The 22,758-nt window shown below is 65.2% G+C and carries 22 protein-coding genes; 11 read left to right on the top strand and 11 right to left on the bottom strand.

What is annotated here, in order from left to right:
* Positions 1–32: 32 nt before the first annotated feature.
* The 6 genes from V3G39_17670 to V3G39_17645 form a co-directional block, all read right to left on the bottom strand.
* Positions 33–1,850 (bottom strand): NAD(P)/FAD-dependent oxidoreductase, encoded by a 1,818-nt coding sequence (locus tag V3G39_17670; GenBank protein XAS76447.1) that lies wholly within the window; start codon positions 1,848–1,850, stop codon positions 33–35.
* A gap of 154 nt (positions 1,851–2,004) precedes the next feature.
* Complete coding sequence (locus tag V3G39_17665; protein XAS76446.1) at positions 2,005–2,319, bottom strand: hypothetical protein; 315 nt, start codon at positions 2,317–2,319, stop codon at positions 2,005–2,007.
* On the bottom strand, positions 2,282–2,788 hold the full coding sequence (locus V3G39_17660) for an MBL fold metallo-hydrolase (GenBank protein XAS76445.1): 507 nt from the start codon (positions 2,786–2,788) through the stop codon (positions 2,282–2,284). The genes V3G39_17665 and V3G39_17660 overlap by 38 nt, the downstream gene beginning before the upstream one ends.
* A 157-nt stretch (positions 2,789–2,945) precedes the next feature.
* Positions 2,946–4,016, bottom strand: coding sequence for a beta-eliminating lyase-related protein (locus tag V3G39_17655; GenBank protein XAS76444.1), 1,071 nt, complete (start codon positions 4,014–4,016; stop codon positions 2,946–2,948).
* Positions 4,017–4,074: 58 nt separating this feature from the next.
* Positions 4,075–5,547, bottom strand: coding sequence for a GH1 family beta-glucosidase (locus V3G39_17650; GenBank protein ID XAS76443.1), 1,473 nt, complete (start codon positions 5,545–5,547; stop codon positions 4,075–4,077).
* A 57-nt stretch (positions 5,548–5,604) separates the two neighbouring features.
* Complete coding sequence (locus tag V3G39_17645) at positions 5,605–6,684, bottom strand: LacI family DNA-binding transcriptional regulator (protein XAS76442.1); 1,080 nt, start codon at positions 6,682–6,684, stop codon at positions 5,605–5,607.
* Positions 6,685–6,941: 257 nt separating this feature from the next.
* Between V3G39_17645 and V3G39_17640 the strand changes: the two genes are divergently transcribed.
* The 8 genes from V3G39_17640 to V3G39_17605 all read left to right on the top strand — a co-directional run bounded on the left by V3G39_17640 (position 6,942) and on the right by V3G39_17605 (position 16,316).
* Entirely contained in the window at positions 6,942–8,270 is a 1,329-nt protein-coding gene (locus tag V3G39_17640) for an extracellular solute-binding protein (GenBank protein XAS76441.1), read from the top strand.
* Positions 8,271–8,354: 84 nt separating this feature from the next.
* Positions 8,355–9,317 (top strand): sugar ABC transporter permease, encoded by a 963-nt coding sequence (locus V3G39_17635; GenBank protein ID XAS76440.1) that lies wholly within the window; start codon positions 8,355–8,357, stop codon positions 9,315–9,317.
* On the top strand, positions 9,314–10,204 hold the full coding sequence (locus V3G39_17630) for a carbohydrate ABC transporter permease (protein ID XAS76439.1): 891 nt from the start codon (positions 9,314–9,316) through the stop codon (positions 10,202–10,204). The genes V3G39_17635 and V3G39_17630 overlap by 4 nt, the downstream gene beginning before the upstream one ends.
* An 86-nt stretch (positions 10,205–10,290) precedes the next feature.
* Positions 10,291–11,367, top strand: a complete 1,077-nt coding sequence (gene ugpC / locus V3G39_17625) for a sn-glycerol-3-phosphate ABC transporter ATP-binding protein UgpC (protein ID XAS76438.1) — start codon at positions 10,291–10,293, stop codon at positions 11,365–11,367.
* A gap of 500 nt (positions 11,368–11,867) precedes the next feature.
* On the top strand, positions 11,868–12,647 hold the full coding sequence (locus tag V3G39_17620) for a peptidoglycan-binding protein (GenBank protein XAS76437.1): 780 nt from the start codon (positions 11,868–11,870) through the stop codon (positions 12,645–12,647).
* Between the two features lie 66 nt (positions 12,648–12,713).
* Positions 12,714–14,159: an NAD(P)/FAD-dependent oxidoreductase gene (locus tag V3G39_17615; GenBank protein XAS76436.1), complete on the top strand. Its 1,446-nt coding sequence runs from the start codon at positions 12,714–12,716 to the stop codon at positions 14,157–14,159.
* Positions 14,160–14,190: 31 nt separating this feature from the next.
* Positions 14,191–15,072, top strand: a complete 882-nt coding sequence (locus V3G39_17610) for an ATP-binding cassette domain-containing protein (GenBank protein ID XAS76435.1) — start codon at positions 14,191–14,193, stop codon at positions 15,070–15,072.
* Positions 15,069–16,316, top strand: a complete 1,248-nt coding sequence (locus V3G39_17605; GenBank protein XAS76434.1) for an ABC transporter permease — start codon at positions 15,069–15,071, stop codon at positions 16,314–16,316. The genes V3G39_17610 and V3G39_17605 overlap by 4 nt, the downstream gene beginning before the upstream one ends.
* Before the next feature lie 9 nt (positions 16,317–16,325).
* On the opposite strand, the gene V3G39_17600 is transcribed toward V3G39_17605, so the two are convergent.
* Together V3G39_17600 and V3G39_17595 are read right to left on the bottom strand one after the other, a co-directional pair.
* Positions 16,326–17,138: an anti-sigma factor gene (locus V3G39_17600; protein XAS76433.1), complete on the bottom strand. Its 813-nt coding sequence runs from the start codon at positions 17,136–17,138 to the stop codon at positions 16,326–16,328.
* Positions 17,131–17,685, bottom strand: coding sequence for a sigma-70 family RNA polymerase sigma factor (locus V3G39_17595; GenBank protein ID XAS76432.1), 555 nt, complete (start codon positions 17,683–17,685; stop codon positions 17,131–17,133). Before V3G39_17595 ends, V3G39_17600 begins: the two co-directional genes overlap by 8 nt.
* A 193-nt stretch (positions 17,686–17,878) precedes the next feature.
* Between V3G39_17595 and V3G39_17590 the strand changes: the two genes are divergently transcribed.
* Entirely contained in the window at positions 17,879–18,508 is a 630-nt protein-coding gene (locus V3G39_17590) for a hypothetical protein (protein ID XAS76431.1), read from the top strand.
* A gap of 57 nt (positions 18,509–18,565) precedes the next feature.
* Entirely contained in the window at positions 18,566–19,912 is a 1,347-nt protein-coding gene (gene gdhA, locus V3G39_17585; GenBank protein XAS76430.1) for an NADP-specific glutamate dehydrogenase, read from the top strand.
* 184 nt (positions 19,913–20,096) lie between these two features.
* On the opposite strand, the gene V3G39_17580 is transcribed toward gdhA, so the two are convergent.
* Complete coding sequence (locus tag V3G39_17580; protein ID XAS76429.1) at positions 20,097–21,086, bottom strand: LuxR C-terminal-related transcriptional regulator; 990 nt, start codon at positions 21,084–21,086, stop codon at positions 20,097–20,099.
* A gap of 68 nt (positions 21,087–21,154) precedes the next feature.
* Here V3G39_17580 and V3G39_17575 point away from each other — a divergent pair, with 68 nt between their 5' ends.
* Positions 21,155–21,394, top strand: a complete 240-nt coding sequence (locus V3G39_17575) for a hypothetical protein (GenBank protein XAS76428.1) — start codon at positions 21,155–21,157, stop codon at positions 21,392–21,394.
* Positions 21,395–21,449: 55 nt separating this feature from the next.
* Here the strand turns inward: V3G39_17575 and V3G39_17570 are convergent, their stop codons facing one another.
* Positions 21,450–21,794, bottom strand: a complete 345-nt coding sequence (locus V3G39_17570) for a TraR/DksA family transcriptional regulator (protein ID XAS76427.1) — start codon at positions 21,792–21,794, stop codon at positions 21,450–21,452.
* Positions 21,795–21,846: 52 nt separating this feature from the next.
* Complete coding sequence (locus tag V3G39_17565) at positions 21,847–22,758, bottom strand: alpha/beta hydrolase (protein XAS76426.1); 912 nt, start codon at positions 22,756–22,758, stop codon at positions 21,847–21,849.

Genomic DNA, 22,758 nt, shown 5'->3' with positions numbered 1-22,758 from the left:
TCACTGCCCAATAAGCGAGTTGCGGTGAGATCTCAGCTCAGGTGGTGCACCTCCTGCAGCCCGTACACCGGGGTCGGGATGTTCTCGTAGCGAGCCTTGAGCTGCAGAGCGAGGTAGAGCGAGTAGTGCCGTGACTGGTGCAGGTTGCCGCCGTGGAACCACAGCGCCTCCTGCTGGGTCGGCTTCCACATATTGCGCTGCTCGCCCTCCCAAGGCCCTGGATCTTTGGCCGTGTCCGACCCGAGGCCCCAGACCTTGCCGATGCGGTCGGCTGCGTCCTGGTCGATGATGTCGGCAACCCACCCGTTCATCGACCCGTACCCCGTGGCGTAGACGACCAGGTCCGCCGCCAACTCGGTGCCGTCATCGAGCACGATGGTGTGTTCGGTCAGGTGGTCGACCTGCCCGTGTTCAAGGTGGATCTTGCCGTCTGCGACCAGGTCGGCCGTGCCCACGTCGATGTAGTAGCCGGAACCGCGGCGCAGATACTTCATGAAGAGCCCTGATCCGTCTTCGCCCCAGTCGTGCCAGAAGCCGGCCCGCTCGAGCCTCTCGTAGAAGTCCTTGTCGCGCTCGGCCATCTGCTCATACAGCGGGATCTGGAACTCGTGCATGATTCGGTAGGGCAGCGAGGCGAAGACCATGTCCGCCTTGTCTGTGGTGACACCGGCGTCCACGGCGCGTTCGGAGTAGAGGTCACCCAGCCCGATGTCCATCAGGCTGGCGGACTTCACGATGTGGGTGGACGAGCGCTGCACCATGGTGACGTCGGCGCCGTTCTCCCACAACGCTCCACAAATATCGTGTGCGGAGTTGTTGGAGCCGATCACCACGACCTTCTTGCCTGAGTACGCCTCCGGGCCCGGGTGTTGGGAGGAGTGCTGCTGCTCACCCTTGAAGATGTCCATGCCCGGAAAGTCCGGCGTGTTCGGTTTGCCCGACATTCCGGTCGCGAAGACCAGCTGCTTGGGATGCAACGTGATCGGTTCGCCGTCGTGGTCCACCTGCACGGTCCAGGTCTTGGTTTCCTCGTCGAATGACGCCGATTCGACCGTCGAACGTGGCCAGTACGGCACCTCCATCACCCGGGTGTACATCTCGAGCCAGTCGGCCACCTTGTCCTTCGGCGCGAACACCGGCCAGTTCTTCGGGAACGGCAGGTAGGGCATGTGGTCGTACCAGACGGGATCGTGCAGGCACAGCGACTTGTACCGACTGCGCCACTGATCGCCGGGTCGGTCATGCCTGTCGAGTACGACGGCGGGCACATTCAACTGACGTAACCGGGCACCCAGAGCGATGCCGCCCTGACCGCCGCCGATCACCACGACGTAGGGCTCACGGGTGCTACCGAGCTCGCGACTCTCCAGCTCCTGCTCCTCTTTCCAGGACAGCCGCCCGGGTGTCAAGGTGTGACTGACACCCTGTGGCCGGTCGTATCCCTGCGACTCCTCGAACCCTTTCAGCTCGCGAAGGCTGGTCAGCAGGGTCCATGCACCCTCCTCCTTCAGCCGCAGGTGGCCCTTGCCGCGGCCGACCGCGGTGTCGAAAGCGATCCATGCCTCGATGACACCGCCCGCTTCCGTCGGCTCCTCGGTGGTGACGAACCCGCTGGGGTCGGCGCCGTCCAGGCAGTGCGTGAGCATGTCGGCCACCCCGGCGGGGCCTTCGACCGTCTTGATGTTCCAGGTGAACGCCACCAGGTCACGCCAGAAACTGTCGGCCGCGAACAGACGGGCCGCGCCCTGCACGTCGCGCGCCGCCAGCGCTGCTTCGAAGTCCTGCAGCCAACGGTCCACCCGTTCTCCGGGAGTCGCCGTTGTTGTCTTCTCATCGATGATCTGCGTCATCGCACACTCCTTTTCAAGATGTGCTCCCCATCACACCCTGTCGCGAGCCTGAGCGGAAGCGTTACACGACGTTGCAACGCATTCGGCCGTTCGCAGGCCCGCGCCGACCACCCTCAAATTCAGCGGATCACGTCGGCAATCTCATCGGGGCTCATCATCTGGATATGGCGCGGGCAGCGTCTGGGTCGTGGGCGGGGATGATGCGCACCTTGTCTCGGATCGCATGCAACCGGTGCAGTGTGGTCAGGGTCAGCGGCCGGTCTTCGTCGACGAGCAACCCGGGATAGGACGCCTTGTGACGGACATGCTCGATCTGAGTCGTGTGCCAGGCCGCGTCACCGGCAAGCAGCACCGGACCGTCACCGGTGTTCAACAGCACTCCAACGCTTCCCGGTGTGTGGCCGGCCAGGTCCACCAGCACGACTGAGCCGTCACCGAGCAGGTCGTGGCTCCGGGTAAACGTCAGCACCGGCGGTCCGTCCAGTTCGAAACTCATTGATGGATCGGCCCCGCAGCGCCGAGCGGACGCCGCCGACGGGTGCGCGGTCGCCGGTCATCGCCCAGACCCGCTCCGTGGAGTGCAGGCGCATGGGCAGGTCGGGGAGATCGAGCAGCCTGGCGACGTGGTCCCAGTGCAGGTGAGTGGGCAACGCGAAGTCGATGTCGGTCGGGGCGAGACCAGCCCGCGAAAGCCCGGTGCGGACGTCGATCACGTCGCGTGGTGGTTTGACCACGATCCGCAGAGCCAGCGGCACTTCGGGCACCGCTCGCTTGGCGACGTTGGTGCAGATGCCCGGGTCTATGAGGAACGTGACGTCAGGGTGTCGGACGACGAACGCCGTCATTGCACTGCCTACCCGCCGAGGGTGCCGGACGCCCTCCGCGATGAACGGCGTCGCGATCAGCTTCGCGACCTGCGGCAACCCTCGGACGCTCACCCGGACATTTCCCTGCGGCAACCCCACGTCGACGAGGTCGTTCAGGAAGGCCTAGTCCCGCGGCGCAGGTCTCAAGAACCCGCGAGGCAGCCCGCCAACTGCTGCGCAGCAGGTGCGGATGCTCGGTGAGACGACAGCGGCGATGGTGATCAGCTGATCAGCTGATCAGCTCGCGGATCACGGCCGCGACCTCTTCGGGGGTCATCTGCATCGTCGCCCGGCCGACCGTCAGCTCCACCTTCACCACGTTCGGGTCGATCGTCGGCTGCGTCGTCCGGAAGGTCTGCAACCCATCACGCTCAAGGATGCGTGCGGCGTTCTCTTCGACGGTGTTCTGGTCTGCCTGCAGGAGCAGATGCATCATCGGGGTGTGCGGAAGCTCGGGCACGACGGTGACACCGGCTACCCGCCGTAGCGCGTTGGCGATGGCCCGGCCGTGATCCAGGCGTTCGGGCATCTCGGGCAGTCGTTCCGGCAGCATCTTCAGCGCGGATGCCGCCAGCGGCCACAGACCGTACAGCGTTCCGCCCAACCGGCGCCGCCACTCCCGTAGTTCGTCGGCGACGTCGGTGTCACCCGCGACGCAGCATCCGGAGAGCGCCCCGATGCCCTTGTAGAACGAGACGTAGACAGTGTCGAACAGCGCGGCGATCGCGTCCGGTTCGCACCCGTACCCGGCCGCTGCCTCCCACAGCCGTGCGCCGTCGAGATGCAGGCTCACGTCGTGCTCCCGAGCCCAGCCGACCTGCTCCTCCAGCTCGACCCAGGCCGGCAGTTGGCCACCCAACTCACGCTGCGGCAGTTCCAGCAGCAGCACGGCCAGTTGCTCGGGGATGGCCTGCAGGTCCAGCAGTCGCAGCAGGCGCGACCGGTCGCCCACCAGTCGGGTGTTGAGACGATGCACCCGCTGGATGGTGTCCAGTTCGTGCAGCTGGGGGTGCGCCAGCGGGTGCCACGCAACCGTCGAGGAGCGGTGCCGGGCCGCGAGCACCGTCAGAGCTGCGCCCTGACCCATGATCCCGCTGGGAAAGAACACCGCCGCCTGCTTGCCCAGCAGCCCCGCCGTGTACTGCTCCAACTCCTGGACGACACCGCCGTTGCCATAGACATCCGGGGTGGTGTCCGGGGGAATCGTGGACAGCAGGTCCGCGGCGCTCGCGGCACCGTCGCCGTTCAAGAACCGCGGCGGTGCCGTGGCTGTGTGAGCCGAGTTTGCTGCGTTGTTCATGTATCCACCCCTAGCGAGAAGTTTTTCTCAGCGTATCGATGCAGGGGGTGGATGCGGTTCAGTCGCTGACCACCAGCGCCGGCTCGGACTCCGTCGAGACGAGAGGCAGGGTGTGGGTGTCCGCGAGCTCGGCGTACCAGTGCGCGCTGTCCTTCGGCAGTCGCTCCTGGGTGTCGTAGTCGACGCGGACGATCCCGAACCGCTTGGAGTAGCCGAGCGCCCATTCGAAGTTGTCCAACAGCGACCACACGAAGTACCCGCGCAGGTCCACGCCCTGCGACATGGCCCTGTGCACTGCAGCGAGGTGCCGTTGCAGGTAGTCGACCCGCTCCGCGTCATGCACCGCGGGGCCACCTGCGTCGTCGGTCACGACGTCCTCGAACGCGGCGCCGTTCTCGGTCACCATCAGAGCCTGGCCGGGGAACTCGGCGTGCACCGCGAGCAGTAGCTCCTCCAGCCCACTGGGTTCGATGTTCCAGTCCATCGCGGTGTACGGCCCCGGCTGCGGCAGGAATTCGATGTTGTCGGCGCCCGGCCACGGTGATGCCGCGCTGGGGTTGTGTCCGTCGGCGCACCGCCGCTCACCGACCCCGTCCCACACCTGCACGAGCGAGGTCGAGTAGTAGTTGACGCCGAGCACGTCGATCTTCTGGTGGATCAGCTCCGTGTCGCCCTCCAGAACAAACGACCAGTCCGTGATCGACGCCGTGTCCGCCAGCAGGTCCGCCGGGTAGGCCCCGTGCAGCAGGGGCCCGGTGAAAATGCGGTTGCCGACCGCGTCGATCCGGCGGACGGCCTCCGCCCCGGTCGCCCCCGACCCGCGCAGCGCGTGCAGATTGAGCGTGATGGAGAACTGCGGATCGTTCGTGACGACCGACCGCAGCTGCGCGACGGCCAACCCGTGCGCCAGGTTCAGGTGGTGGGCGGCCTGCAGCGCCGCGATCGGTTCGGTGACCCCTGGCGCGTGTACGCCCGACCCGTACCCCAGGAACGCCGCGCACCACGGCTCGTTCAAGGTCGTCCATACCGCGATCCGGTCGCCGAACGCCTGCCCCACGATCCGCGCGTACTCAGCAAACGCAAGTGCCGTTTCGCGGTTGGTCCAGCCGCCCTCGTCCTGTAATGCCTGCGGCAGATCCCAGTGGTAGAGCGTGGCGACGGGGGTGATGTCGCGCGCGATGAGCCCGTCGATCAGCCGGGAGTAGAAGTCCAGACCCGCCTGGTTCGCCGGTCCGCGACCGGTCGGTTGGATGCGCGGCCACGCGATCGAGAAGCGGTACGCGTGCAGGTTGAGGCTCTGCATCAGGTCCAGATCGGCCTCGAGGCGGTGGTAGTGGTCATCGGCCACATCACCGGTGTCCCCGTTCAGCGTCTTGCCGGCGGTATGGCTGAAGGTGTCCCAGATGCTCGGCCCGCGTCCGCCCTCGTCGACCGCCCCTTCGATCTGGTACGACGCTGTTGCTGAACCGAAGACGAACCCCTCCGGAAACGTCAGTCCGCTGTCTCGGTAGTCCGGTGATTCTGTGCCCATGGCTGGATTCGCCCTCTCGCTTGACGTTCGTGGTGGTGATCGTTCGTGGTGGTGGTGTTACGTGCGGTGCGACCCGGTCCCGCTGGCGGCACGGTCGGCATGTTTCGCGATCGCCGGAGGTGCCGTGCTGCCCCGCACGATCAGACTGGTCGCCAGTTCCACCCGCATCGTCGATGGATCGGCGTCCCCGTGCATGGCGAGGATGAACCTCGTCGCCTGCTCGGCCATCTCGGCCAACGGCTGATGGACCGTCGTCAGCTGTGGGGACATCCACTGTGCGGGTGGGATGTCGTCGAAGCCGACGACGGACACGTCGCCGGGGATGGAGAGCCCGAGCGATCGGGCCGCCTCGTAGATGCCGAACGCCTCTTGGTCGTTGGCAGCGAAGATCGCCGTGGGTGGATCGGCTGCACTCAGCAGACGGGTGCCGCCCTCGACACCGTCGGAATACTGGTAGTCGCCGGCAATGACCAGCGCCGGATCGAACTCGATTCCGGCTTTTGTCAACGCGGCGCGGTAGCCGGAGACCCTCGCCTGGGAACTCATCACGTCGGCCGATCCGGTGATCAGACCGATCCTTTCGTGCCCGAGACCGATCAGGTGCTGCGTGGCTACGAGGGCTCCGGACCAGTTCCCCGAGCCGATCGACGCGACATCGGGCGCCGGGTCACCGGCCGGATCGACCAGCACCACAGGAATACCGCGGGTCCGCAGCCGCAGTTTCGAATCATCCGACAGGACTGAGGACACCAGGATCACGCCGGCGGGATTACGTGCGATGGCATCTCGAATCCAATCCTGCGCCGGCGAGTGGTGGTCGCCGCTCATCGTCAACAGGACGCTCAGGCCGTTGGCGCGGCACACCCTGTCCACGCCACCGATCAATGCGAGCGACCACCCGGACAAGATGTTGTCCGTCCCCGCGAACACGAGTTCGATGAAGCTGGAGCGGGAGTTCTCGTCGGCGCGGCGCTGGTAGCCGGAGGTCGCGAGAAGGCCCTCGATGCGCGCCCGGACCGGCTCAGAGACCCCGGGGCGGCCGTTGAGCACCTTGGAGACCGTCGACATCGAGACCGACGCCTCGTCAGCGATCTTCGCCAGTGTCGCCCGACCCGACGAAATGTTTCGTGAATCCATGCGGTCATCGTACTGAAATCTACGTCAACGCGCGAGAGCTTCCAGCGGACAGCAAAATTCGCCAGATCCCGGCACCTCGGCCATCCCCTGACGTCAGGTGGTCAATTCGTTACCAAAAAAAGTGTTGACAGTCACATTCGTGCTGGAGATACTTTCCCTGTTCACCGCGAAATGTTTTGCGATCCAGCGCGACCTTGGACTTGAGGGAGTGCGGCCATCGCCCGACATGGGTTCTGCGAAGAGAGAAGGAAACTGGCATGGATTCTCAAACCTCGGGTGCGGCGTTCAGTCGTCGAGGCGTCCTCGGACTGACCGGCAGTGCTGCTATTGCCGCGGCGCTGGCAGCGTGTTCCTCCAGCGGTGGAGGCTCCAAGGGCGGGGGGAGTACCTCGGCGCTGAAGTTCTGGAACATGCCCTGGGGCGGAACGGCGTTCAATCCGTTGGACAAGAAGATCACCACGGCCTACAAGCCCGCGAGCGGAATGCCGGGCGCGACCTACCAGGAAATTCAGTGGGCGAACTTCACCCAGACGTTCGCGTCCGCGATTGCGTCCAAGACCGGTCCGGCCGTCAGCTCCGGCGGTGGCACCCAGGCTTTCCAGTTCGCGCACCAGGGTCAGATCGCCTACGCCGACAATCTGCTGGCCTCCTGGAAGAAGAACGGAATCTACGACGACTTCTTCCCGGGTCTGGTCGACACCATGAAAACGGACAAAGGGTATGCAGGCGTGCCCTACAACCTGGACGTGCGCGTCTCCTGGTACAACAAGGCGCTGCTTGCCAAGGTCGGTGTCGAGCCGCCCACCACCTGGGCGGAATACGAGAAGGTCTGCGCAGCCCTGAAGAAGATCGGGGTCTACGGATTCGGTGTCGGATCGGGCACCGGTAACAACGTCGCTGGTCACATCCTGGCCGCGTTCATGATCAACAACGGCGGTGGCGTGTTCAATGCCAAGCAGCAGCCCGAATGCGTCACGCCCGCCAACCTCGAAGCCATCGAGTTCATCCTCGGCCTGGTAAAGAAGGGCTACTCCGACCCGGCCTCGGCCACCTACACGGGCGCGAACGTCTACGCGCAGTGGACGGCCAAGAAGTTCGGGATGGGCTGGGACACGGCAGGCGCCGCGGTCTCGGTCGGCGGGGCAGTTGCCAAGGACATGGTCGTCGGTTCCCCCCTCACGAGCCCGAGCGGCAAGAAGGGCGGCTTGTACTTCCCGAACAACATCATGATGTACAAGAACACCCCCAGCCAGGAGGGTTCGGAGGCGTTCCTGACGTACTACTACAAGAACATGAAGTCGTTGTGGACCCAGAACACCGGTATCGGTCTCCCGCCGCTGAAGTCGATCACGGACACGGCGGCGTTCAAGGCCGACCCGAACAACGTCAAGATCGTCGATGAGTGGCAGCCCATCTTCAAGACCTGGGCAGCACCGGGCGGCACCGGCCTGTTCTACAACATTGCCAACACGGTCGACGGCACTGCGGTCATGACCAACTTCGCGCAGAGCGTGCTGGGCGGCAAGACCACCGCGAAGGCGGCGCTGGCCAGTCTGCAGAACGCCATCGAACCGTTGATGACCTAGCCGTACGAGGCGGGTGGGGTCACTGCGATCAGCAGGTCCCACCCGCCTTTCCGGTCCGTAACCACCCCTGCACAGGAGAAGTGAATGACATCCTCGTCGTCGGTCAGTGCCCTGGGGAGGGCCCGAAAAGGTGTGGGCGTCGCCGGCCGCGGGCGACCGCCACGCGGGGTGAAACGCAAACGCAAGAACCGGTTCACCCGGGCCTTCGTGGTCTTCGCGTTGCCCTCGGTCGCGCTGTTGCTCCTGCTGAACCTGTACCCCGTCATCTACGCCGCGCTGCAGTCGCTGCGCAACGGAAGTCTCATCGACTCGGGCACTTTCGTCGGGCTGCGTAACTACACCGGCGTCCTGCAGAACCCGGCGTTCTGGGATGCGGCGCGGTTCACCCTCATCTTCACCATCGTCGGCGTCTTCGGCAGCTGGGCGATCGGTCTGGCCATGGCGTTGCTGCTGCGCACCCGGATACCCGGCCGGGGGATCTTCAAAGTGCTGCTGCTGTTGCCGTGGGTGGTTCCGGTGGTCGTTTCGGCCACCTCGTGGAACTGGCTGGTCGCTACTCCGCAGTCCCCGATGCCGATGCTCTTCCATGCGCTCGGATTCGGCAATGTGCTCTTCCTGGCCGACCCGCTCCTGGCGCAGGTCACCGTCTGCATCTTCAAGGTGTGGATCAGCTTCCCGTTCATGATGATGATGATGTCCTCGGCCCTGGCATCGGTCGATGTGAACGTGTACGAGGCAGCCAAGATCGACGGGTCCTCCAAATGGCAGACCTTCCGGGAGATCACCCTGCCGATGATCTCCAGGTCCACCTACATCAGCTGGGTGCTGATGATCATCTTCTGCGTGAACGACTTCCCGACCATCTTCCTGCTCACCGGTGGCGGGCCCGTGCGGGCAACACAATCCCTGGTGGTGATGGCCTACCTGACCGTGTTCGCCAACTTCCAGACCGGGCCGGGTGTCGCGATCGCGTTCCTGATGACGATCGTGCTGGTCGTCATCGCTACCCTGCTCTACCGCCAGATCCGAAAGGTGGACATCGAATGAGCGCTGAGGCAACCTCAATTCCCATTGCCACAACTGCGACCGCGCGCACTGCGGAACCCAAGCGGCGCACCATCAAATCAGCGGAGCAACGCGGCCAGTGGTGGCGCTTTGCCGGCATCCTGGTGATCACTGCGGTCGTTCTGGTGCCGATCCTGGCCGTGCTGTACCTGTCGGTGCAGCCCTCGCTCGGAAGCACCGCCACCGGGGTGACCCTGGAGAACTTCAGCAAGGTCTTCAGCCAGACCTCCGTCGCGACATGGCTGAAGAACAGCCTGCTGGTGACCGCAGTGACCGTCGTCGTCGCGGTGACGGTTGCTGCCCCGGCCGGTTACGTGCTCTCCCGAGGGCGCAGTCGATTGGTCTCCGGGTATTCGCTGATTCTGTTCATCGCGCAGTCCCTGCCGGTGGTCACGGCGGTCATCCCGCTGTTCATCCTGTTCGCCAAGGTCGGCCTCGTCGACAGCCTGGCGGGTATCACGATCATCTACGTCGGTTCGACCATGTCGGTCGCCGTGTGGATGATGGCCGCCTACTTCGACTCGATCCCGATCAGCCTCGAGGAAGCCGCCTGGATCGACGGCTGCTCGGTGTTCGGCAGCTTCTTCCGGATCGTGCTGCGCAATTCGCTGCCCGGTGTCCTGTCAACCGCGATCTTCTCGTTCCTGCTCGCCTGGAACGACTACCTGATCGCCGTGGTGTTCCTGCGCTCAGACCAGAACTACACGCTGCAGATCGGTCTGCAGACCTTCTTCCAGCAGAACGCCACGAACTGGGGACTGGTGATGGCCGTCGCGGTGATCATGATGCTCCCGCCCGTGCTGCTGTTCGCCGTACTGAACAAATACTTCAGCGTCGGCGGTATCGGCGGCTCGCTGGCCGGGCGCTGAGCCACGTTCCGCTTTCCGCCCGCCCCTGATCTTTCGTCCACCACTGATCGACCGGCAGGAACGCGCCGGTAAAGGAGAAATTCGCGATGGCGACAGTCACGTTCGACAAAGCCGTACGGCTCTACCCAGGCGCCGACAAGCCCGCAGTGGATGCTCTCGACATAGCAATCCAGGACGGCGAATTCCTGGTCCTGGTCGGACCGTCGGGTTGCGGCAAGTCCACCTCGCTGCGGATGCTCGCGGGCCTGGAGGACGTCGATGACGGTCGCATCTTCATCGGTGATCGTGACGTCACGGATCTGACCCCCAAAGAGCGCGACATTGCGATGGTGTTCCAGAACTACGCCCTGTATCCACACATGAGCGTGGCCGAGAACATGGGCTTCTCGTTGAAGATCTCCGGAGTTTCGAAACCGGACATCCGTACCCGGGTGGAGGAGGCAGCCAAGATGCTCGACCTCAGCGAATACCTGGATCGCAAACCGAAGGCCCTCTCCGGTGGCCAGCGTCAACGGGTGGCGATGGGTCGGGCGATCGTGCGCCAACCGCAGGTGTTCCTGATGGACGAGCCGTTGTCCAACCTCGATGCGAAGCTACGCGTTCAGACCCGCACCCAGATCGCCTCCCTGCAGCGCCGGCTGGGAGTGACGACGGTGTACGTCACGCACGACCAGGTGGAGGCAATGACCATGGGGGACCGGGTCGCCGTCCTCAAGGACGGCATCCTGCAGCAGTGCGACACCCCGCGCAGGCTCTACGACCACCCGGACAACGTCTTCGTCGCCGGGTTCATCGGATCGCCGGCCATGAATCTGCTGCATCTGCCGGTGACCGACGGCGGGGTAAAGCTCGGCAACGCGGTGACTGAGGTCCCGCGCAGCACGCTGGCTCGGGCGGGCGCATCGGTGACGCTCGGCGTCCGACCCGAGGACCTGGTCCTGAACGACCAGGGACAAGGGCTGGAGGTGCTGGTCGAGGTCGTGGAGGAACTCGGCGCCGACGCGTATGTCTATGGCCGGACGCCAGGCGAGCACGATGGGCAGATGGTGGCCAGAGTCGACGGGCGCGACGTCCCGCAGAAGGGCGCGAAGCTGTTCTTCACGACCAACCCACAGCGCATTCACCTGTTCGACGAGACATCGGGCAGGCGCATCGAGTCCTGATCGGGACCAGGCCGAAATAGAGCACACCTATCAATAAGAACTTTCGTATTCAGTAGCGGCGGTACGGCAACGTGGGCATACTGAGATCAGTGGGCATCGGATAGATCCCACTGGGCGTCTCGGATTTCAGGAGCCGCAGGCGCTTCGTTAAGGCGCCACGTCCGGCCTCGTTTCGAAGTCGGCTATCGACTCTCGCGGCTCGAGTGTACGTGCTGACATTCCAGGGCCACGTCAATGAACTTAAATCTACTCACATCAGTCAGTTTGTGAGTGATTCAGAATTCAACAGAGGAAAGCCTATGGAAAAGGTGCGGAACAATAGATCACATCGGCGTGGGCGCCGAGTGGTGAGGTCAGGAATTCTCAGCGGATTGCTGCTGGCACTACCGTTGACAGTCGTCGCTGCGATTCCAGCAGCTGCTGCGACAAAGTCGTGCACCGACGCTACCCCCGCAGCCCAACGTCCCGACCTGCGATCAGGAGACAGCGGATCGTGTGTTGTGGTTCTGCAGCGTCTTCTCGTAAGGAAAATTTACGACCGGATCCTGACAGTCGGGACCTTCGACAAGAAGACGGACACCGTTGTCAGGCTCTACCAACGTCGCCACGGACTCGTCTCGGATGGAGTCGTCGGTCCTAATACCTGGCGCTCCCTGATCAGTTCCGCGCCGCCTCCGCGCCCGGTGGGCACCCCAGGGCAGTGCGGTAACACCGGCAAAGGGGTCTTCCTCGTTTTCGACGACTATCCACTCTCGCTCGATGGCTACAAGGCGCTGATCAACGAAGCCGTCAGGTTGAATATCGGTATCGGGGTCGCTCCGAACGGGCAATTCGTTGCATCCGGTCGCGCTGATATCGGGTACGCGCGCAGGGCAGGTATGTATCCCGTTGATCACACCTACGATCACAAGAATCTGACACAGCTTTCCTACGCCGCCGTCTACCGCGAAATCACCACATCGGGCGTCAGTTCCAAATGGGGCCGACCGCCTTACGGTGCACTCAACGACACCAGCCGCAGCGCCTACAAGAATGCCGGTATGAATCTATGCCTGTGGACTCTCGATCCACGTGACTGGGATGGCAGATCGACGCGATCCGCCGCTGACTACATCATTGCAAATGCGCGGAGTGGATCAACTGTTGTTGTCCATCTCAATCATCTCGGCACTGACCGGGCGCAATTGAGCAGAATCAAGTCTGGACTGCAAAATCGTGGACTCACGTTGTGCCGCCCGAACTCCGGGACCACGCCGGAGGATTGGCGACCCAACTGCTGAGGTGTCGACACGTCAGATCTTCCTGACCGCTGACCGCTCGGATCCGGCCCCTGTGAGGATGGGGGTATGACGGATGCGGTCGTAGTCGGTGCAGGGCAGAACGGTCTCGCGGCAGCAGTGACGCTCGCGCGGGCCGGCTTGAGCGTCGACCTGATCGAGAGCAACGACTGGATCGGCGGGGGAGCGGCCACCCGGGATCTGACGATTCCCGGTTTTCATCACGACGTCGCCTCCGCCGTGCACCCGATGGCGCTCGCGTCGCCGTTCTTCACGGCCTTTCAGATCAGAGAACGTATCGAGCTGCGAGTCCCCGAAATATCCTTCGGTCATCCGCTCCCGAACGGTCGCAGTGCTATCGCCTACCGCGATCTGCACCGCACCGCAGACAATCTCGGTCGGGACGGCGTCGCCTACCAGAGGTTGATGCAACCGCTGGTCGACCGGGTCCAGCAGATCACCGAGTTCACCGGTGAGCCGCTGCTGCAGATACCGAGCCACCCGGTGGCCACCGTCGCCTACGGGTTGCGAGCGCTCGAACAGGGCTCTCCCGCATGGGGATGGCGCTTCAAAGAAGAGATCGCCCCGGCGCTGCTCACCGGTGCTGCCGCGCACACCATCGGTTCTCATCCGCGCCTCGCAATGGCTGGTGCCGGGTTGGTGCTCGGCATCCACGCGCATGCCGCCGGGTGGCCGGTGCCGATCGGTGGATCACAGGCGATCGCGGACGCGCTCGGCGCAGACTTGCAAGCACATGGCGGGCGCATCATCCTCGGGCACGAGGTAACAGACCTGGCAGAATTGGCCCGGTACGACACCGTGGTGCTCGACCTGTCGACCAAGGCCCTCGCCGCCATTGCCGGAGATCAGCTGCCGGCGCGGTACCGGCGGGCGCTGCAACGGTTCAAACACGGCAACGGAGTCGCCAAGATGGATCTGGCGCTCTCCGGGCCGGTGCCGTGGACCGACCCCGAGCTGCGTCGTACGCCGACCATTCACCTCGGCGGCACCCGCGAGCAGATCGCTGCAACCGAGCGTCAGGTCGGCAGGGGCGAGCTACCCGATCGCCCCTACGTGCTGCTTGTGCAACCCAGCGTGCTCGACCCCACCCGGGCGCCTGCCGGGCAGGCGACGCTCTGGGCCTACACCCATGTGCCCTACAACTGCCCGGTCGATCGCACCGAGGCGATGATCGCCACGATCGAGGAGTATGCGCCCGGCTTCCGCGACCTGATCCTGGCGCGCACCGGCACCCCGGCCGATCAGTTGGGCCGTATCAGTGCCAACTTCATCGGTGGTGACTTTGCGACGGGTGCCGTCACACTGTCTCAGATGATCAAGCGGCCCGTGGTGTCGCCGACCCCCTGGCGTACCCCGTTGCCAGGTGTCTATCTCGGGTCCTCTGCCACCTCACCCGGCCCGTCGGTGCACGGCCTGGGCGGTTGGTACGCAGCCCGCACCGCCTTGCGCGACCGGTACGACCTGGGCGCACCCGATCTCGGGATGGGTTTGTAGACCGTCGCCGGATCTGCCTACTGTGCGGGGCATGTTGCAGACACAGGGGCTGGTCCGCAGGTTCGGCGAGCGGGTGGCGGTCGACCATCTCGATTTCGAGGTGCCCGACGGTGAGCTGGTCGGGTTCGTCGGTGGGAACGGGGCCGGCAAGACGACCACCATGCGGATGATCATGGGGGTGCTGGCCAGCGACGAGGGCACGATCACCTGGGACGGTGCGCCGGTGAGCACCGCGGACCGGCGCTCGTTCGGCTACATGCCCGAAGAGCGCGGGCTCTACCCCAAACAGTCGGTGATCTCCCAACTCATCTATCTCGGTCGTTTGCAGGGGCTCGCCAAGCAGGCGGCAGCGGATTCTGCCGGCCGGCTGCTGGACCGGTTCGACCTCCGCGAACGCGCCGCTGACAAGTTGGAATCACTTTCGTTGGGCAACCAGCAACGCGTCCAGATCGCCGCCGCCGTCATCGCCCACCCGCGACTGCTCATTTTGGACGAACCGTTCTCCGGGCTCGATCCCGCAGCGGTCGACAGCATGGCGGACCTGCTGCGCGAACACACCGCACGCGGAGTGGGCGTGCTCTTCTCCTCCCATCAGTTGGAGCTGGTCGAGCGCTTGTGCGACCGGCTGATCGTGCTCTCGCACGGCAAGATCGTGGCGTCCGGGACGGCAGACGAGCTGCGCCGTCAAGGCGCCGTACGCCATCGACTCACAACCGGTGCGGACGTCGCATGGGTACGCGGCCTGGACTGGCTGCAGGTCGACAGCACCGACGAGCGGACTGCCGTCGTGCGACTGACCGGGCCCGGTGACGCCGACCGGCTGTTACGCGAAGCTCTCGAGCGCGGCTCCGTCTACGAGCTGACCGAGCTGATCCCCACCGTTGCCGACATCTTCCGGAAGGTCACCGTATGAGCGCCGCGACGACCAGCACCGACACCACCGGTACCGCGTCACCGCAGGAGGCCCGCGCTGATCGAGCCTGGCCGCTGGTTGCGCGACGTGAGATCAACGTCAAACTGCACGACCGCAACTTCCTGATCTCCACGGTCGTGGTGATCGTGCTGATTGCCGGATCGTTCGCGCTGCAGGTGCTGCTTATCGGTCGTACCTCCACGAAGACCGTTGCGGTCGCATCTGCTGCTGCAACCACGGTCGTGCAGCAGGCGAACACGACAGCGGACGCAGCCGGGAGCGACGTCGCGTTCAAGACCAGGCGCTACTCCTCGGAGGCAGCTGTCCGCACAGCCGTCAGTGACGGAAAGCAGTCGGCGGGGCTTGTCGCCACCAAGGGCGGTTGGCAACTGGTCGGCACCTCCAGCCGCGACGCCCTGGTCACGACGTACGTCGCGGCGGCGGCTCGGCAGGACGTCGTCAGCAGGAACGCGGTTGCCGCAGGCACCAGCCTGCAAGCCCTGAGCAGCGGCGCCGACGTGCAGTACGAGGTGCTCAGACCCGCGGCCGGCGACGGACAGGGGCAGGCCCGGGTCGGCGCCATCGCCTTCGGGGTGCTCTTCTACCTCGCGTCGCTACTCTTCGGAATCGCCATCGCCAACAGCGTGGTCGAGGAAAAGCAGAACCGGGTGGTCGAGATCCTTGCCGCGGCCATCCCGACCCGTCAGCTACTGATCGGCAAGGTCGTCGGCAATACGGTGCTCGCCGTGGCACAGGTGGCGCTGCTCAGCGCGCTGGCAGCGATTGGATTCGTGGCTACCGGGAACACTTCGCTGCTCGGCGACATCGCCGGGGGCGGGTTGTGGTTCCTGGTTTTCTTCCTGGTCGGCTTCCTGACCCTCGCCTGCCTGTGGGCGGTGGTCGGTGCGCTCGCGACCCGGTCGGAGGACATTCAATCCAGTTCGACACCCATGACGATCCTGGTCGTAGCGGTATTCGCGATCGGCAGCTTCGGGACCGGCATCGTGGCGCAGGTCGCGTCGTACGTGCCACTCCTGTCGACCGTCGCTATGCCGGCCCGCGTCGTCGGAGGTCAGGCGACCTGGTGGCAGGCGCTGCTGTCACTAGCGATTGCCGCTGTCGCCGCGTACGCCATCATTCTGTTTGCTGAGCGGATGTACCGCGGTGCCCTGCTGCAGACCGGTAGCCGCACGACTTACCGCCAAGCCCTCGCGCGAGCGGGATCGACGCGCTCCGCAGGCTGAGCCCGACCGCTACCAGCGCAACCCGCCGCGCAGCACGCTCTGCTGATGGGCCGGGTTTCCGTTGTAGTCCTGCGCGGACACGTCCACGATGTGGTAGCTGTTCACATTCAGGCCGGGCGGCACCGGTAGGTCGGCCGCGCCGGAGCGGGGCAGTGTCCCGATCGCAACCATCTTGTCGTCCTGCGGGTCGTACAACCAGACCTCGTAGTAGCCGTTGCGAACAGGCAACTGGGCAGTATCGATCGAGACGCGTGTCCCGGTGCCGTTGTCGTGCACCTTGGCGCGACCGCTGACCCCCGCCGGGCCGCCGGGGAAGGGCGTGAGATCGGCGCTCGCCGACACCGTCGTGGACGGGCCACCGGAGGTCCGTCCGATCAGGTAGCCGCCGGTGACACCGGTCCCGGCGATCAGCGCCACCCCAGCGGCCAGGGCAAACGCCTGTCGCCGTGACGGGCGGGCAGGGTGGGATGGGCGGGCAGGCTGGGATGGACGCGCAGCGCGAGTGTGGTCCGCGACCGGCAACGGCTCATCGGCGACCTGGTCCAGGGTGGGTGTGTCGGTCATCCCGAGCTCGGAAACGATTCCTGCCCAGACACGCTCGGACGGCATGGGCGCCGGACCATCGACATCGCCGGTGCTCCGTCCGAGCTCGACCGTGCGTCGCAGTGACCTCAGCTCGCCCTGGCATTCGCCACATTCGGAAATGTGGAACTCCAGGTCGGTGTCGACTCGTTCGCCGAGCGCGAGCAGGCTCAGCGTCTCCCAGCGTGCCGAGTCTGAGCTGGGGTCGTGGGCTGACCCGGGATCTGGTTGCTCAGACAAGGGCACTGTCCTCCTCCCAACGTTGTCGCAATCGAAGCAGTCCCCGGCGCACATGGCTCTTCACGGTGCCGACGGGGAGGCCGGTCGCTGCAGAGATCTGGGTGTGGGTCAGTCCATCGTAGAAAGCCATTTCCAGCACTCTGCGTTGGGTCTGCGGCAACCGCGACAGCTCGTCACTGACCAGCGTGCGCTCAACGACGCTGTCCATGTTGGAGGGCACTTCTTCGGGAGTGAATTCCTGCACGACAGCTTGCCACGCGCGTCGCTGGCGCCCGCCCGACCGCAGTTGGTCGATGGCCCTGCGACGCACGATCCCCACCAGCCATCCGGGCAGCGATCCGGCAGCCGGGTCGAAGGTCGACCGCCCCCGCCAAGCGGAGACGAATGTCTCCTGCAACACGTCTTCGGCATCGGGAGTCGAGCCGAGCGTGGACAACGCGATCCGATAGAGAAGCGGTCCGTAACGGTCGTACATGAGCCGCAACGCACCTTGCTCTCCGGCGATGAAGATCGCTGCGAGCTGCGCATCTTCCTCGGAGGAATCCAACTTCTGTTCACCTGTCCCGGTGGGCGGACGACACGGGTGCAGTGTCGCGGACTGACCGATCTTCGCATCCAGCGGCTGCCATGCGGTAGTAGAGGACTCAAATAAAAGTCGCGGCGCCTGCATCCGATACGGCGTCCGCGTACGTAGTAGTGATGACATCCGTTCTCCGGAACCCCCTACGAAAGGCTCGCTCATGCGATCACGAACACTCGTCGGCACCCTCGCCACTGTTGCCATCGCAGCAACCGGATCACTCGCCCTCGCCGGGCCGGCAAGCGCCGCCACCGGGTCTTCCTCGAAGGCGACCGCCAGTGCGCCCGCGTTGTCCGGCACGACGACCGTTACGACTGCCAGAGGCATCGCCCCGACCCTGTTGAAGGCCGGCATCCTTCCGTTGCCGACCGCAAACACCGGATTCGGCTTGCAGATCTTCGGCGGTTTCGCGGTCAGCTACCGGTTCCCGATCACCAGCGGTAACCCCGACCTGGCCGGTCCGAGCGGTGACATCTTCCACAAGGGCGGCATCAACTTCGTGTCGCTGCGTGGCAAGAAGTTGGAGATCGGCAAGTTCGACATCTCGCTGGCCGACAAGAAGGTCTACACCACGGAGATCAACTTCAAGCCGGGTCGGATCGCGGTGCTGGACCTGGACCTGTCGAACCTGAAGGTGACCAAGCGCAGCAACGGTGACACCAACTTGTCCGGTATCACCGCTCGCCTCGACCCAGCAGCAGCCGGTGCGATCAACTCCACCTTCGGAACTGCGTTGCCCGCAGACGGCAGCCTGGTCTTCGGCTCGGCCTCAGTCCTGCTGAAGGGCTGACAGTTCGCTGACTGGTCACTTTCCATGACTCGAGGTGGAGCCTGCGAAAATGTCCGTATGGATGATTCGCGGGCCCACCTCGAGCAGTGTTATCAGCGGGTGCTGAGTCGCAACCCCGGAGAGACCGAGTTCCATCAGGCGGTGCGGGAGGTCTTCGACTCCCTGGCGCCGGTGCTGGCCCGATCCCCGCAGTACGGCGAGCCGCAGATTCTCGAAGCGGTCTGCGAGCCGGAGCGGCAGGTCATCTTCCGGGTGCCGTGGGTGGACGACCAGGGCGTCGTGCACATCAACCGCGCGTTCCGGGTCGAGTTCAACTCGGCATTGGGCCCGTTCAAGGGCGGTATGCGCTTCCACCCCAGCGTCTATCTGGGCATCGTGAAGTTTCTCGGCTTCGAGCAGATCTTCAAGAACGCGCTGACCGGTCTGCCGATCGGTGGCGGCAAGGGCGGCTCGGACTTCGACCCGAAGGGCCGCAGCGACCGCGAGGTGATGGCGTTCTGCCAGTCCCTGATGACCGAGTTGCACCGTCACCTCGGGGAGTACACCGACGTCCCAGCGGGTGATATCGGCGTGGGTGAGCGCGAGATCGGCTATCTCTTCGGCCAGTACAAGCGCATCACCAACCGCTACGAGTCCGGGGTCCTGACCGGCAAGGGTGTCGCCTGGGGCGGTTCCCTGGTGCGTAAGGAAGCCACCGGGTACGGCCTGGTCTTCTTCACCGACGAGATGCTCAAAGCCCGTGGGCAGTCCTTCGACGGTAAGAAGGTCGTTGTCTCCGGCTCCGGCAACGTCGCCATCTATGCCGTCGAGAAAGCCCAGCAGCTCGGCGCACGGGTCATCGCGGTCTCCGACTCCGCCGGCTACGTCGTGGACGAAGCCGGGATCGACCTGGAGTTGCTCAAAGACGTCAAAGAGGTACGCCGCGAGCGACTCACCGCCTACGCCGACGCACGACCCGGTGCCCGACACATCCGCGGCGGGTCCATCTGGGATGTGCCCTGCGATGTCGCGCTGCCGTGCGCCACCCAGAACGAGTTGGACGACGACGCTGCGCGGGCGCTGGTCGCCAACGGTTGCATGCTCGTCGCGGAGGGCGCGAACATGCCCACCACGCCGGCCGCCACGAAGGTGTTGACGCAGGCCGGGGTGTTGTTCGCTCCCGGTAAGGCGGCCAATGCCGGCGGCGTCGCGACCAGTGGTCTGGAGATGCAGCAGAACGCCTCCCGGGACTCCTGGACGCACGAGTACACCGAGCAGCGGTTGTCCACGATCGTGCGTGGTATCCACCAGCGGTGCGCGCAGACCGCGGAGCGGTACGACGACCCGGGCAACTACATCCTGGGCGCCAACGCGGCTGGATTCACCGCAGTGGCCGACGCCATGTTGGCGCTGGGCGTCATCTGAGGCCGGCTGATCGAACCCGGTTCCCATCGAACGACGGGCGTTCGCCGGCTGCAACCGGGCCGTTGTCGCGCGCCCCCCTGCGGCGCGCGACAGCGCCCGTCGGGTCGGACCGGGAGATGGGTCCGGTGGCTGCTTCCCGGTCAAGTTTGCCTGGGACGGGGGCGCTTCCCTATGCGACACAGGCCTAGGTTTCACCGTTTCGTGGTCCTAGGACCTCGGGGGCAACGACGTACTGCAGTTCCGAGCGCTGGGTGACCCCCACTTTGCGAAAGACATGCGACAGGTGCGTTTTGACGGTTTTCTCGGCGATGACCAACCGCGCCGCAATCTGAGCGTTCGACAGGTTCTCCCGCACGATGAGCCTGGTGATGACCACCTCCCGCTCGGTCAGTCGTGGAAAGTCGACGACTGCTCTGCCGGGGTCTGTCGCGATCAGCGAGAGCTCCGTGTCGAACCGTTCGCACATCGCAGCGATCTCGCTCAGGGATACGCCGGCGGCAACCGCATCGCCGGATCCCAGGGTCAGGGCCGACTGCTGGACCTCATGGCGTAGTCGACGGAGTCGGTCGGAGATGGCGTGCACGAGGTCGCCGCTGCGGTTCAGTGCCGCGTCGGTGCTGGGCTGGACCAGCGCCAGGTCGTCGTCGTCCTCCTGATCCCGGTTGATCGCGTTGCTCAGTCGTCGCGCCACCCACTGCACGGCAGCGACGCGTTCGGGATTGAAGTGCCCGGGCGAACTACTCAATGCCGCGAGCATGCCGCTGACGGTGCCGTCGACCTCGAACAGTGGGGCAACGACGGCGTCCCGCACCGGTGATTCCTCCGACGGCCGACCGGCGTGGATGAGCCGCCCCTGGTCCTGGCCGTAGGTGTAGGTCGAGGCCCAGGTCCGTAGCCAGTGCGACAACCCGAACTCCCCGAACGTGGTGACGTCGGGCGCCCCCGACTGGCCACGGTCGTAGAAGTAGGGGATGACGAGCCGATTCTCGGTGCGATAGTGGCCGATGTAACAGGTGTCGACGTCTGCAACATGCGTCAACGCTGCCCGGCACGCCTGGTAGAGACCGTGGACGTCACCCTGCTCGGTCTGCCGCATGACCTGCCCGCAGCGGTGTAGCGCCTGCGCCACGGAGGGCGAGAACTGCGAGAACGGCGAAGGCGTTCCGGGGGTCACTCCCTGATAGTGGCAGGGCGAGTGTCCCTGGCCTAACGGCTCACAGGAGGATGCGCAAGAATGTAACGGTGCATATTCAGTTGTCCGGCCTGAGCACTGCTCTCGACGCACCGTCCACCCACCCCATCGGGATGGGTGTGGCCTTCTACGGAATGGCTGCGTTCTTCGTCATCTTGTTTCTGCTGATTGTCTGGGTGGGCAACGTCCGCGATCGTCGGCGCGGCGGGCCCCGCCCGGCTCCGACCTTCCCCATCCTCGGACATCCCGAGGATGGTCCGCCCGTCAAGAAGAAGAAGATCAAGAAGTAGGCACCACGACGGCCAATGAGTTCTGCCTGCTCTTTCAAGGGTGATCCGGCAGCGCTCAGGCCCCTGCGCAGCCCACACACCAGGGCGTGAACGGCCGCGCGACAAGGCGATCGCGCGGGATTGCCATCCCGCAGCGCAGACACTGCCCGTAGGTTCCCGCGTCCAACCGGCGGACGGCTTCTTCGATCTGCTCGATCTTGGATCGATCGGCGGCCATCAGCCCCGCAACCTGTGCGCGGATGACGGCGACGGACACCCCTTCGACGTCGTGTTCGTCGTCCCCGTTACTGTCCAGGGCGGCCTCGACGATGTCGTCGAATGATCTGCCGAGATCATTCAGTCGATGCATTGCCTCATTTCGCTCGCTGCGCAGCACTCCTCGCGCGAACTCCGGATCCATCGTCGGAGACTAGATCAACAGGGGCGGGTCAGCACCCGTTCCCGCGCGTTCTTCAGCTCACGCTGTGGACGCGTTCCAGGATGGCATCGGCGACTTCCTGCGGTTTGACCTCGGGCAGCCAGTGATTCTCGTCCAACTCCACGAAGCGGTAGTCGCCTCGCACGAACTCGGCGGTCTTCTCCGCGGCCGCCCGACCGAGGGCCGAGTCGCGGCTGCCCCAGACGTACGTCGTGGGCACGTCGGCGCGCGGCTTCTTCGGTGCCGCAGCATGCGGGACGGCAGCATGCGGGACGGCAGCATTCGGGACGGGCGCCGCGCCACCCGGCAGAAGTTTGCGCGCGCTGGAGAACATCGCGCTGCTCGCCGGCATCCCGCGGTACCAGTTCAACGGCCCGGTGAGGCTCTGCGGCGTGGCGAAACGTCGGGCGTATTCCGCAGCGCGGTCCTCGGGCATCCCAAGTGAGCGGTACAGCCCGAGCAGGCGGCGGTGCACCACCTGCTCGGCAACCCATGGCACCTGGAAACCGAGCATGTACAGGCTCTTCCTGGCCTGGTCGCCGTGCGTGAACGCCCAGGCCATGGCCCGTGGATGCGGGGTCGAGCACACCGTCAACGTCTTCAGCCGGTCCGGATGTGCGCGGGCCAGGCCCCACGCGACCGCGCCGCCCCAGTCATGCCCGACCAGGTGCACCTTCGCCGCGCCGCTCGCGTCGATCAGCGCCACGATGTCGCCGACCAGGGCCTGCATCGAATACGCCGCCCGACCACTCGGCGTCGCGCCGGGGGAGTAGCCGCGCTGGTCCGGTGCGAGTGTCCGCAGTCCCGCGGCGTTCAGTATCGGGGTCACGTCGGCCCATGCCGTGCTGTCCTGCGGGAAGCCGTGCAGGAGCACCACGACGTCACCGCCATCAGGGCCGGAATCGGTGACGTCGAAGGTCAACCCGTCGTGGGTGAAGGTTTCCAT

Source organism: Dermatophilaceae bacterium Sec6.4 (assembly GCA_039636865.1).
In the GTDB taxonomy this organism is placed as follows: Bacteria; Actinomycetota; Actinomycetes; order Actinomycetales; family Dermatophilaceae; genus Allobranchiibius.
The sequence above is the reverse complement of the archived record's forward strand: the minus strand, read 5'-3'. Positions and strand labels throughout refer to the sequence as shown.